The following is a 13,619-nucleotide window of genomic DNA, read 5'->3' on the forward strand; positions in this document are numbered from 1 at the left end:
ACTTTACTTATCAACTGAGTTTTTATAAATCCGAAGTAAAAGCCTTTTACTTCGGATTTATTTTTACAAAAGTACTTCTAATTTTTGGAAGGAGATGGTTAAAAACCTTCTTTCACTTCTTCTTTTTTCTTTTCTACTTTTGGTTTTTCTTCTTTTTTTGTGGCTACTTTTTTACCTTTTTCTGGTCGTACTCTGTACAAATCCGTAAATCTATCCACAAAAGCCAATTTTTCTTCTGCTCCTACGCCCAAGAAAGCATAGGCATTTTTGCCTGCTCCCTTTTTCACTCCTTTTGATTTTGCTGCTACGGCATTGTTGAAATCGCCATCCGAAGAAATGACACCCATTTCATTTTTAAGATAGCCCATAAAGTACCAAACATCTTCCGTAGGCTCTAAGTACAGATAAAATTCGTCTCCTTCAACCGTCTTTCTGATTTCAATCATTCCTTCAATTTCGGCATTAATATCTATGCCGCCGATATTAGCAACGGCCAGTTTTCCGACCGAGTAAAACGAAGAATTTTGTTCAGAATATCGCAAATTTACTTTCGATAAAACGATTGAAGTATTCAGTTTTTGTGAAACAGTATAAAGCGGAACGTGTTCGTTTTTCAGGCGTTTTTCAAAAGGGGCAAGGTATTTCCCACCTAAAAGATTCGCCAATTTTGAAAGTAACTGTTCTTTGTCTTCGGGTTCATCGGCACTGGTTAGGTCTCTTGCTTCTAAATTTTCCTTCACAATTTTATCAGCCATGGCTTTTAGTACTTCGGTTGGCATCGGAAAATTCACTACCATCATTTGGTCGAATTTATACTTTCCGCTATCCACTCGCATTTCTGCAAAACCTGTAGTTTGTAATAAACTCGAAGGATTGAAGAAGGTAAAAGTACCTTCTTGTTTGATGGTTTTCTTGGCATCGTCATAAATGTAGCGATTGGCTTCATAGGATTGTTCGGTTTCGTCTGCTCCGATTTCAAATCGAGTCGTTTTCGGAACGTCTCTGAATTTACCTTTCGCTACAAAAATATCTTCGTCTTTGGCATCTTCTTTACTTGAAAGAAAAGTTGTGTACAAGCCACTCGAAGCCGTTCGGAAGTGAAGCCCAGCAAAAAGAGGCATATTTAATTCGCCCATTAAGTTTGGCTGAACATTGATATTTACGCCTTCTCGGCTATTGCCGTGTCCGTTGTATGCCAGCCAATTCAGTTCACCTCTTCTATTTTTCGCATCAGGACGCACAAAACCGTTGAAGCTTAAATTTTCATCGGTTGAAGTCATACTCACATCGCCTCTGTACATTACTTTCGGAGAAAGGTAAAACTTGTTGCCTTGTTCGAGCGTAGCTTTTGCGGTAGTGATATAGCCTTTGGTTTTCTTGCGAGCGTCAACGATGGTTTCTTTAAAGTCAAAATTACCCATTTTGATATTCAACGTATCGCCAGCAATATTCACAAAACGGTAGTTGGCATCACCTTCAAAGCGTAACCTTGAAAGAATTTTAATATTACCGTTTACTAAATGATGATAGGCGTTTACGGTATCAATAATCAATTTAGCTTGACGAAAATCTTTGATTTCAGCATCTTTTCCGATAAATACTGCTCCTTTGTCTGGAATGATTTTCGCATCTGCGGATTTAATAAACGGAACGCCGTTGATATTCAAGGTTTGTTTTTCGATATTGTACAAGGCTTCTGAACCATTGAAAGAAAGTCCTTCCTGACTTGGTTCGAGCGAAGAGAAAGTTGTATTTCGCACATCGCCTTTCATGGTAATTAACTTTTTGTTAATGTCCCATTCGGCACTATTGATAGATGTTTTGTAAGCCGTATAAGGGAAAAATAAACTGGTAGAATCTTCTAATTTTAATTTATCAGGCGTTTTGATACTGACCAAACCTGTTTGTAAATTAAAATTGACATTCATGTTATTGCCCAATAAAGCGGGTTTTGCTGGATTAAGCGTATTGCCTACGAATAAATCAGCCATTTCAGCGGTGAAAGCGGCTTTCCCGAATTTGAAATTATCAGAAGTAATTTCAGAATCTTGTCTTTTTACTTTTCCGAAACCAAATAAACCAGTCTGACGAACCAAAAGCTTACCTTCTAATTTGGAACTTCCAGCATAAAAATCAAAAGTGTTTTTCTGTGTTTCAATCAACATACTATCAACTTTTGGTTGCCATTTCAAGGTAAAATTATTGATGGCTACTTTGGTAAAATAGGCTTTTCCGACAGCCCCTTCGTTGATAATCCCCGTTGTACCATAAGCCGTCACGGAATCGGTAGTGAAGAAGGCTTCTTTCGCTTTGATTTGTGCCGTTAGGTGATTGATTTCCCCTTCGGTATGCAAACCTTTGCTGTCCATCAATAAATTTGAACTGAATTTTATAAAAGTACTGCTGTTGTAAACATTGTATTTGCCTTCGGTAACCTTGTGACTAAAGCCTAAAGTATTGTCGGGCATTGAAATAAGGGTTTCTTTGAAAGGTGGAAAAATGCCATCAGAGTAAAACGTTCCTACAAAGTTGATGTCTTTTACATTCAAACTGTCGAAGTCGATACTGGGTACTTTGAAGTAAATATTTTTATGATACACGCCGTTTGCTCGCCACGGATGGTCGAAATACGCCGTTACGCCCGTGGGTACAACCAAACGTGGATATTCCAACATTCTTTGTCGCCCCGATTTATTGTCGGGTTTATTGATATAAATTACGCCAGATTCATACTTCAAATCTCCACCGATTTCTGTACTTCCTTTTTTGGCTAATTCTTTTTGAGGAACGAAAGTAATGGAGTCGATTTTGTTCAATTTTACGCTAAACTCGCCATAATTGAAGGATAAATCTCTTCCACGAAATCTGAAATTTCCTGTTTTTAATTCACCACTAATACCAAAGTTTCGGTCTTTATTTACTTTAATCAAATTGTCGTAAGGAGCCATGTAAACATTCAGCGAATCTGAAAGGTAAAACTGCTTTACTCCACGAATAACCAGTTGATTATTCTTTAAATCCAAGGAAGCATTTGACGTAGAATCTTTGCTATTTGAAGCGTAATAAGATGGAATCAAGAAATTGTCGTAGTCTTTTTTGGCATTCACTACGGCTAAGTAATGAAGCCCTTTGCGAGAAATTTTTAGTTTTTCAACATCAGGGTCGTAGTCAAAATACCCTTTTTGCATCATGTCTAAAAATACTGGTTTCAAGGCTGCAACATCTTTTTGATAAGCACGAGCAAGGTCTGATAAAGTAGTAGCCGTTAAATTGTTCTTCTTGAGAAAATTTGAAACCACCAACAAAGGATTGAAATTATAACTGGAGGCAATTTTGGCAAAACGCTCAGGGTTGAAGTAATCGTAAGATTCAAAAAGAGCAGGGATAATATTTTTAGCCGTCACAATCATAAAATCCATTCTTTGGTCTTTGATGTTCCATCGCATCACGTCCGAAGTAATGTCTAATTTATGATAACTATCAGAGTACGCCGATTCTCTAAAACCTCCTTCATCAACTTTGCTCAAACGAAGTAATGATGATTGACGATTGTAATTGAGTTTAACCGAAGGATGATAAATAGAATCTTGTCCAGCGAAATAACCTGTAAAAATTGCCGCAGGCGAAGTAATGAGCGAATCGCCAATTTCAAAACGTTTACTTGTGGTTTTAAAAACCGTTTTGCCGTCTTTTTTTACCAAAATAGTAGCATATTTCGACTGCACCGAAGCACTCGAAATCTTGTTTCCGACCAAAGTAAAACCGCCGAGATAATCTATATCAGTACTGTTTTTTAGTCTGACATCATTTTGTAAAGACATAAATCTTGGAAAAACAGGCGAAGCATTTTTGGCACGTTTTCTACTTTGGTACTCAAAAACACCTTTGACAGGAGCGTTTAAATATTGTGGAAAATTCAGCGTTGCTAATTCTGCACTTAGTTTCGGATTTTTAATTGCCATACTGTAATTTTCTAAATTGGCAAAGGCTTCATTAAAGCCAGCACTTTCCCACGAGAATTTCCCACCATTACCAATCAAAATTCCTTCTTTTACATCCAAAAAAGCTTTTGTATTTTCTAAAATGACCGAATCGCTTGCCGTGGCAATTACCAACATAATATTTTTCAATTCTATACTTGGCCCGGGATTCAAGAATTGAGCAATAGGTTCGTCGAAAGCTGCTGGAGCTGTTGTGGTTGTGTTGCTGTTGGGTAGTGGTGCGTCCCAATCGTCCCATGTTGCTTTTTTAACAGGTTCAGGTGTAGTGGGCGTAGGAGCTTGAACCGCTTTTTCGGGTTTGAAAACCTCAACTTTTTGGTCATTGAATTTAAAAGCTACCGAACCCGCTACGGCATAAAGACGATTGTAATTGGTGAAGTAAAGACTTCTGTTACGAAAGTACAAACGGCAAATGTCGATAAACTTGATTGTATTTTTTACATCGCCCGATTCAACCGACTTTTGAACGGTTTCTAAATAACCATCCAGTGTATTTGACTCCAACAAAAGACTATTAATTCCTTGATTGATGGCATCAAAAAACGGCACAAATTGTGGCGGTTTGTAACCTTTTTTTACCATAAAATTGGCAAGTTTTGCCAAAGTAGCTTTTTGCGAAGCCGAAATTTTCCCCGAATTCCAGTTTTTATCCAAACTCTGAGCAATACTTTCAGCCGCAGGGTTTCCAGACATGGCTAAAAAATTCTGAGCATCACTCAAAAATTCCTCTGGTTTATCAGACATTTTTAAGCCTTGAGCTTGCGAGAAAAAGCTGAATAATATCGTCACAAAAAGTAAAAGGTAGCGGTTTGTGTTCATCGTCATAGAAATTAATTGGCTACGAGTATTTAGGTTTTAGGAATAAAAAACCTCGCTTCGGCAATAAAATGCAAATAGGCCTCTGCACCTACACAAGCAATATTCACATAAAATTAACGAAATGATTTCATTTTGTATTTCATTGGGGAGGGAAGTATTGTGAAGAGAAGTAGAAACACAACAACATATAAAATAGCAAAAGCCCATTACATAATGGGCTTTTGTTTTAATACCTAAAGGAGGTCTCAAAAATGTGGAATAAAATCTCTAACCATTTTATGTCGCCCCTCCTTTTTTATTATCTTTAAATTATATCTATAATTCTTATGTCAGTCAGAAAAATATAATACAAAAATGTAAGGTTTTTTCTGCATTTACAAGATAAATCAATATAAATATGGTTTCTAAATTTATACCTAATCACAGTTTTACTGTATCGCAGAGATTTTTTGCTGAAAAGTTATTAGAGCTTGTCCATCGAAAAACCTTAGATTCTTATAGAGTTAGGCTTCATAACCCCAAATCCATTCTATCTGAGTTAGCGAAAGTGTTATCAGATTTTAAACGAAACAAAATTAAAAGTTTTGAAATCACAGTTGCACCTGTAATACTTGAAGCTATCAAAATAATCAATCAAGAAAGAGGTCTTTGCTTTGATGTAATCAGTAAACCTTTCTTAATTAAAGCACTTAGTGAAGCTATTAGTACTAAGAAAATTGAAATTTTACTTCATAGTTTGAACTTACTCATAAATAGTAACCAAAATTATGCTGAAAAATTAATTGACTTGATTTATTCAGAAATAACTGAAATAGATACTCGTGAACTACCTATAAATGCACAAGATTTTAGCGGTCTAAACACACTTTGTGATTATTTTATAAGTGAATTATTACAAATTGGGTTTGCTAAAAACTATTTGCATCAATTATTTTGGAAGCTGTTTAAAGAAAATGGCGAGCCTACCTTCGACATAGGTTTTAGGTTTATCAATAGCTTAACAAAGCGTGAAGAAGAATCTTACGATGTCATTTTTAGATTCACAACCGTCAGTGCTAATCCAAAACTTCCCCAGCTTGATTTTATAGATAAATTTTTATTGAATAACGTAGAGAAGAATAAAATCAAAGAGTATTCTGCGGATTCAGGTAAATATTTTTTAAAAGACAGTCCAAATCGTTATTACTTGAAAATTACTTGCTCAGGACTTGATTATATCTCGGTGATAGGAAAAGCAAAAACGCAATTGAATACCATTCTGGATTACTCACACATTGGTTTTCCCGAATTGAGTATTCATATTTCTAATGAAATACTCGTTATAGGAACGTTAAGTCCAGAGAAATCAAAAATTCATCGTTTGGAATATAGACTTGATGGGAATTTTAAAAATAGTAAAACTGTTTATGATTCTTTTACTGAAAGATTACAATCAATTAATCAAAATCCATTTATAGCGAATGAAACAAAAAATAAACTTTATTCAGCTTTTAGAAATTTAAGATTGGGCTGGGATGCATCTGAAATGGAACAAAAATTTTTGCATTATTGGATTGGGATGGAGTATTTGTTCGCCAATGCTGATATTGGAGAAAATACGGTAAAAAGGATGAAGGATTATTTTGTGAAATGTGATGTTGTGTATTATACAAGAAGAAATTTCTATAATTTCCATCAAGATATACAGCGTTTAGATTTATCGAATAGTCTTCCCAATTATGATGATGAAGGAAGATATATTTCGGATAAACATACATTTGATTATATTGAGCGAGAACATTTGCGTTCAAAACCTCTTTTAGCTTTCAGAGCTAATCGTTATGGTGAAAAAATAAGTAAAGAAAGGAATCTCAAAGAGAGTATAGTTTCTCACAAAGAAAATTTGGAGTATCACTTAGCAAGAATTTATAGAATTAGGAATGAAATAATTCATGAGGCTGCTATTCACATGGAAATATCTACTGTTACGAGTAACGTTAGATATTATTTAGTGTTTATTCTTAATCTTTTTTTAGATTATTTTTCTCAAAATCCAATTGATATTGATGGGAGTGGTCAGATAACTATTGATGATTGCTTGTTGTACTACGAAATACAGTACAAATTGTTAGAAATGAATAGTTTTAAATTTACTAACTGTATGAATGTTAAAGGATTTACAGAGGTATTCATGTGAAAATCTTAAATAGTAAAACAGACTACCTCTTCAAAGCCGAAGGCGTATGCCCGTATTTTTCTTTAAAGGCTTTGATAAAGTGCGAAACACTTTCGTAGCCAATTTCCATACTGATTTCTGAAACGTTTTTATCAGTCTTTTCTATTTGTAAAAAAGCGTACTCCAAACGTTTATTTTTTATCCAATGGGCTGGCGTGGTGTTGAATTCATGTTGAAAATCTCTTTTGAAAGCCGATAAACTGCGTCCTGAAAGTCGAGAAAGTTCTTCCAACGAAAGCGGTTTTAAGTAATAAGAATTCATCAAAAAGGCTAAATCAGGTTTTTCGCCTTTGTACAAACTAAACAGTATTGACTTGAATTGTTTTGAATAGTCGATTTCCAGAATATGCAAGAGTAATTCTTGCAATTTTAATCGTAAGAAATGATTCAAATATTGGGTTTCGTAATGGAAGTAGGGGAAAATAGATTCTGTAAATTTATCCAGACTTTCGGTAATTTCTAAGACCAACAGCGGACTGGCATTATCCCACATACCTTGTTGGGTTTGGTTGCTTTGGTACTCTTCAAAAAGCTCTAAATGTTGGCTGACAAATTCTTTTAATAATTTTTCATTGAAGAAAAAGACCAAACTTCGATAGCTTGAGTCGATGGTTTCTTGCATCAAATAATAGCCCCTCGGAATAAATACCACATTTCCTTTTCGCACATGAATCGTCTGACTGGGAAGCGTAAAACGCTTTTCGCCTTCTAAAACAAAAATCATGGCGTGTTCTTCAAAAAATACTTCGTTCTTGAGCGGAGGGTCTTGGTTGCGGTAGGCAACGAAAGTCATGTCCTGAATTTTCAGGGATTGAAACTCTCCAGCGTGAATAAGGGAAGGGACTCTAATCATGGCAAAAATTTATACATTTCTTTTCGTATTTCAATAGCGTTCACTGATAAAAATTGCGTCTTTTCTTGGGGTATAAATCAACGTTTTTTAGAAAGTTTAACTTTTATTAATAGTTTTTAACTTCTTGGATGCAACATTTTGTACAAAATTTACATCTTCTTTCCGAAATTTTAACAACTAAACGCTATGTCCTTGAAAATTACTTTTTTCGCCTTTTTCCTATTTGCTTCAATTCAATCAATGGCTCAATCAACCGTTTCTGGAATTGTAATAGATGAAAAAAAACAAGCTGCTTCTTTTGCTAATGTGTTGATTTTGAATCAGAAAGATTCAAGTATGGTAAAAGGTGTAGTGGCTGATGTGGACGGAAAATTCCAAGTGCCACAAATTGCTCATAATACTTACTTGTTGTCGGTTACAACGATTGGCTATCAAAAGTATTATCAAAAAATAGAAGTACGTGCTGATTTGAATCTTGGAAATATTCAATTATTGCCAGAATCAAAAACACTTGCAGAAGTAGAAGTAAGTGTAAAAAAACAATTAATAGAACGTTCGGGCGATAAGATGATTATGAACGTTGAAGCCAGTCCAATTACTTCGGGTTTGAATGGCTTGGAACTCATGGAAAAAGTACCTGGCATTACGGTTGATAGAAATTCAGAGACTATCAAAGTAAAAGGAAAATCGGGTGTTTTGGTAATGATTGACGACCGAAAAACGTATCTAAGCGATGAACAATTAGCCAATTTTTTGAAAACACTAAAAAGCGATGACATTGAAAAAATTGAAGTAATCACTAATCCTTCGGCTCGTTATGATGCTTCGGGAACTACGGCAATTATCAATATCAAAACGAAAAAAGGCAAAAATTTTGGCACAAACTACATCGTGGATATGGGTGTAGGATATAGCAATTATAAAGAATACGGCAGTTTCCCGAAAAATAATCAGGGAATTACGATGAATGCCAAAAAAGGAAAATATACCCTTTATGCCAATATTAGCAGAAATTACATGACTTGGTTCAATGCTTTTAATGAAACGCAGGAATTGTACGAAGGCAGTAATTTGGTGGAAACTCGTAAAAATATTGGTAAAGCAACAGGTAATGGAGATTCTTGGTCGTCTAAAGTGGCATTCGACTATGATTTCACTAAAAACACCAGTGTAGGTTTTACAGTACAAGGAGCTTTGTCGGATAATCTTTTTAAAAGAACCATCAACCAAAATAACCAACAGCTTGGGTCAATTCAAGCCATTGAAATGTTGCGTAACCGAAATACCAATAATAAAAACTACCTCATCAATACTCACTGGAAACAAACTTTTGATACTTCGGGAACGGTACTCAATGTTGATTTTGATGTGATTCTGAATAAGTCGAATTATGATGACAGATTTACAACAACAACGTTTTTGGAAAACAATAATAGCGTAGTGGAAAATCAGATAATTTCGCCAAATAATTTCACTACTTATGCTTTGAAAGCTGATTTTGTAAAGAATTTTACCAAAAAAGTAAAATTAGAAACGGGCTTCAAGAGTAGTTTTTCAACGAATGCCAAAGACTTCAATGATAATTTTATGAACGATGACGGCGTATTGGTGAATTCATACTTCAATTTCAAAGAAAATATCAATGCGGCGTACTTTATGCTCAATTCCGAGTTGAGCAAAACGCTGAATTTACAAATTGGTTTAAGAGGTGAACAAACCAATACTTCGGGTAAAAATAGAGGAGGCGAAGAACTTTCGTCACAGCATTATTTCAATTTATTCCCAACACTTTCTTTGAATAAAAAAGTAACCAAAGATTATGCTGTTTCGTTGGGTTTTTCTCGTAGAATCAATCGTCCCAACAGCGATAATTTCAATGTTTTCAACCGATTCTTTTCTCCACAACAATACGTAAAAGGAAATCCGTTCTTGTTACCTTCTTTACAAAACAGTGTTTCGATGACGCACACTATTAAAGATGCCTTTAGTTTTACTTTAGATTATGTCAATGTAAATCAGTTTTTTGCCGAAGTGTATAGTGTAGATTCTACTTATGTTCCGGGTCGTCGCTTGATTCAAGAATCCATAGAAAATGTAAATGGTAAAGTATCATGGTGGAGTTTCAGTACTTCATTGCCGTTCAATCTTACAAAATGGTGGAATGTAAATGTAAATATTTGGAGCGGTATCAATATGTATAATTATAGCCGAGAAAAAGCTGTGGTTGATGTAAACCAATTTTATAGCGGATTGTACTTGCAACAAACTTTTACTTTGAACAAAACGCTTTCAGCCGAAATTTCGGGTTATGTCAATTCGGGTGAAACTTGGGGTTTTGAAACCAGCAAAGCACAAGGTGCTTTTGACTTGGGAATCAAGAAATTCCTTTGGGACAAAAAAGGTACTTTGAAAATTTCAATCCAAGATCCTGCCGATTTAAACCGTTTCAGAAACGTAGCTCGTACCAACGAATTGATTTCTACGGGAGAGTATCGTTGGGACAACCGCCGACTAAGAATCAATTTTACTTATAATTTTGGTAATACCAACGTAAAAGTAAACCAAAGACCAAGCAGTATAGATGGTGGAGGTGATGGAAAAGGCAAAGGTTGATAGAAATATTTTAGCTTAATTTTTGCGTTCCAAATCTATATCGTCTAACTTCAACATTCACAGGGAAATTACTGATTTACAGTTTTTTCTCTGTGAATTTTTTTATTCCCAAAAACATGGAAACGCTCAAAATCTCAATCCAAAAGCATATTGCTCATCTCATCATCAATCGTCCTGATAAAGCCAATGCCCTGAACCAAACCGCTTGGGATGAAATCTTACAAGTCTTTACTGAACTCGACGAAAATCCAGATGTAAGAGTAATCGTACTGGAAGGTGGCGACAGCAAGCATTTTTGTGCGGGCATAGATTTAAGTTTGCTGATGTCTGTTACACAAGCCAAAACGCCTTGCGACGCTCGCAGAAGAGAAAAAATTAGAAAAGATATTTTGCGTTTACAAGCTCCCATCAATGCTATCGAAAATTGTTCAAAACCAGTATTGGCGGCTATTCATGGCGGTTGTATTGGTGGCGGCGTAGATTTAGTTTGTGCTTGCGATATGCGTTATTGTACGGATGATACTTTTTTCACCATCAAAGAAATTGATATGGGCATGGTGGCAGATTTGGGTACTTTACAAAGATTACCCAAACTGATTGGCGAAGGATTCGTGCGAGAAATGGCTTATACTGGTAGAAATGTAGGAGGGAAGGAAGCCGAAAAAATCGGGATGGTGAATCGTACTTTTGTGGATAAAGCAACGATGTTGACCGAAGTAATGACTTTGGCGGAAACAATTGCTCAGAAATCGCCTGTGGCAATTCGGGGTACAAAGCATATTTTACAACATAGCCGTGAACACTCAGTTGCCGACGGACTCAATTATATGGCAACTTGGAATGCAGGAATGTTACTTTCGGCAGATTTGCAAGAAGCTTTTGAAGCGAAAATGACCAAAAGAGAACCGAAATTTGAAAACTGAATTGTAAAGGAACTCCTCCGTCCTTAGTATATTTGCGAAGAAATGACAGACAAGGCTTTGATGCCAACAACTTATGCTAACGAAGTTACAAATAAAAAACTACGCTTTAATCGAGCATCTCGTGTTATTGCCTGATGCTGCCTTGAACATTGTTACAGGCGAAACTGGTGCGGGAAAGTCTATTATGTTGGGTGCTTTAGGATTGTTATTGGGCAATCGTGCCGATACTCGTACACTTTTCAACCCAAATGAAAAGTGTGTTATTGAGGGCGAATTTGACGTTTCGGGCTATATCATCAAAAATATTTTTGAAGAAGAGGAATTGGATTATGACGAGCATTGCGTTATCCGTCGTGAGATTTCTCCGCAAGGCAAAACACGTGCATTTGTTAATGATACGCCCGTAAATTTAGAAACACTTCGCAGAGTATCGTCGCAGTTGATGGATGTACATTCACAACACGATAATTTGTTGTTGGGGGCAAATGATTATCAGTTAGAAATCGTTGATACTTTCGCTCAAAACCACGAATTATTAGATACTTATAAAAAAGATTTTCAGGCTTTTCATAAAGCCCAAAAAATATATGAACAGCTTCGCCACGAAGCCAAAGAAAGTAAAAAGGAGTTTGACTATAATTCCTTTTTGTTGGATGAACTACAGAAAGTAAAACTAAAAGCCGGCGAATTAGAAGTATTAGAGCAAGAGCTAAACAAATTAGAAAATGCCGAAGAAGTAAAATCTAAATTGTTGCTTTCTGCCGAATATTTGAATGCTACCGAACAGTCTATCATTCCTTTGCTTACTTCTACTTTAGCCAATTTGAATGGTATCAGTACTTTTGGTGAACAGTATTTGCAGTTGAAAGAACGCCTACAAAGTTGTTTGATTGAACTCAAAGACATTGCCGTTGAAGTAGAAAGTGAAGCCGAGGAAGTAGAATTGGACGATGAAAAAATCACCAGTATTCAGCAGCGATTAGATTCTTTGTATAATCTTCTTCAAAAACATCAAGTAAAAACGGATGTTGAATTATTGGTCATTCAGAAAGATTTAGAACAAAAAGTAAATAAAGTACTCAATATCGACGAAGCCCTGGAAACGGCTAAAGCCGAAGTAGAAAAAACGGAAAAAAGAGTACTGAAAAGTGCAGAAGTATTGTCGAAGTCAAGACTTACGGCTTTACCAATTATCGAAAAACAGATTTCAGATTTGTTAAAAGATTTAGGAATGCCGAACGCTCTTTTGAAAATTGAAGACGAAATTATCAAACCTTCGCCAATGGGTACGAATGTGATAAATTTATTGTTTTCGGCCAACAAAGGGATGAAGCCACAACCCATCAAAAATGTGGCTTCTGGCGGTGAATTTAGTCGTTTGATGTTGGCGATAAAGTATATTTTAGCCAATAAAAGAGCTTTACCAACCATTATTTTCGACGAAATTGATACAGGGATTTCTGGTGAAGTATCTATAAAAGTAGGAAATATGATGCGTGAAATGAGCCGAAATCACCAATTGATAGCCATTACGCACTTGCATCAGATTGCGGCACAAGGTTCGGCACATTATTTTGTGTATAAAGATAATTCTTCGGATAGAACTGTTTCGAGAATCAGGAAGTTAAGTAGTGAAGAGCGAATTATGGAAATAGCCCAAATGATTGGTGGCGAAAATCCTTCAAAAGCCATTGTGGAAAATGCTCGTGAGATGTTGGAAAAACATCTTATCAATTAATATTTCATCATCATTTAATCATCCGTAAAAAACCAACAATATGAGAAAAATCCTACTCCCTGTTTTGATGTTGTCAATTACTTTTGCTTGTTCAAAATCTGAAGACAAACAAAAGAAAATGATTGAAGAAGTAATGGCAGTTCACGATGAAGTAATGCCTAAAATGGATGAAATTATGACTTTGAAAGGTCAGTTAGATTCTGTTGCCAAGGTATCGCCCGATTCTGTAAAAGCCAAAGATTTGTACGTAGCTTTAGATTCAGCAGATGTAAAAATGTCAGATTGGATGTCGGGTTATAACCCAGATGCCGTAAAAGGGAAGTCGGAGGAGGAAGTATTGAAGTATTACGAAGAAGAAAAAAACAAGATTGTTAAAGTAAAAGAATTAACCAATACAAGTATTGAAGAGGCAAAAGCATTTTTGAAAAAATAACCTTTTTGTATTTGTACAATCAAC

General features: G+C 35.6%; 7 protein-coding genes. 5 read left to right on the forward strand and 2 right to left on the reverse strand.

Features of this window, described 5'->3' with window-relative positions; all coding sequences use genetic code 11:
* Positions 1-98 precede the first annotated feature (98 nt).
* Entirely contained in the window at positions 99-4,820 is a 4,722-nt protein-coding gene (locus VB248_RS00210) for a hypothetical protein (RefSeq protein WP_323294718.1), read from the reverse strand.
* Positions 4,821-5,217: 397 nt separating this feature from the next.
* Between VB248_RS00210 and VB248_RS00215 the strand changes: the two genes are divergently transcribed.
* The gene (locus VB248_RS00215) at positions 5,218-6,996 is read left to right on the forward strand and encodes a hypothetical protein (RefSeq protein WP_323294719.1); all 1,779 of its coding nucleotides are present in this window, start codon (positions 5,218-5,220) and stop codon (positions 6,994-6,996) included.
* Between the two features lie 22 nt (positions 6,997-7,018).
* Here VB248_RS00215 and VB248_RS00220 read toward each other — a convergent pair whose 3' ends face one another.
* Positions 7,019-7,888 carry an AraC family transcriptional regulator gene (locus VB248_RS00220; protein ID WP_323294720.1) on the reverse strand — a complete coding sequence of 290 codons (870 nt, stop codon included), beginning with the start codon at positions 7,886-7,888 and terminating at the stop codon, positions 7,019-7,021.
* A gap of 240 nt (positions 7,889-8,128) precedes the next feature.
* Between VB248_RS00220 and VB248_RS00225 the strand changes: the two genes are divergently transcribed.
* The 4 genes from VB248_RS00225 to VB248_RS00240 all read left to right on the forward strand — a co-directional run bounded on the left by VB248_RS00225 (position 8,129) and on the right by VB248_RS00240 (position 13,595).
* On the forward strand, positions 8,129-10,501 hold the full coding sequence (locus VB248_RS00225; RefSeq protein ID WP_323294721.1) for an outer membrane beta-barrel protein: 2,373 nt from the start codon (positions 8,129-8,131) through the stop codon (positions 10,499-10,501).
* Between the two features lie 116 nt (positions 10,502-10,617).
* The gene (locus VB248_RS00230; RefSeq protein WP_323294722.1) at positions 10,618-11,424 is read left to right on the forward strand and encodes a crotonase/enoyl-CoA hydratase family protein; all 807 of its coding nucleotides are present in this window, start codon (positions 10,618-10,620) and stop codon (positions 11,422-11,424) included.
* Between the two features lie 73 nt (positions 11,425-11,497).
* On the forward strand, positions 11,498-13,162 hold the full coding sequence (recN, locus tag VB248_RS00235) for a DNA repair protein RecN (protein WP_323294723.1): 1,665 nt from the start codon (positions 11,498-11,500) through the stop codon (positions 13,160-13,162).
* 40 nt (positions 13,163-13,202) lie between these two features.
* Positions 13,203-13,595: a hypothetical protein gene (locus VB248_RS00240; protein WP_323294724.1), complete on the forward strand. Its 393-nt coding sequence runs from the start codon at positions 13,203-13,205 to the stop codon at positions 13,593-13,595.
* The last annotated feature ends 24 nt before the right edge of the window (positions 13,596-13,619 follow it).

Source organism: Arcicella rigui, assembly GCF_034929435.1.
GTDB classification, from domain to species: Bacteria; Bacteroidota; Bacteroidia; order Cytophagales; family Spirosomataceae; genus Arcicella; species Arcicella rigui.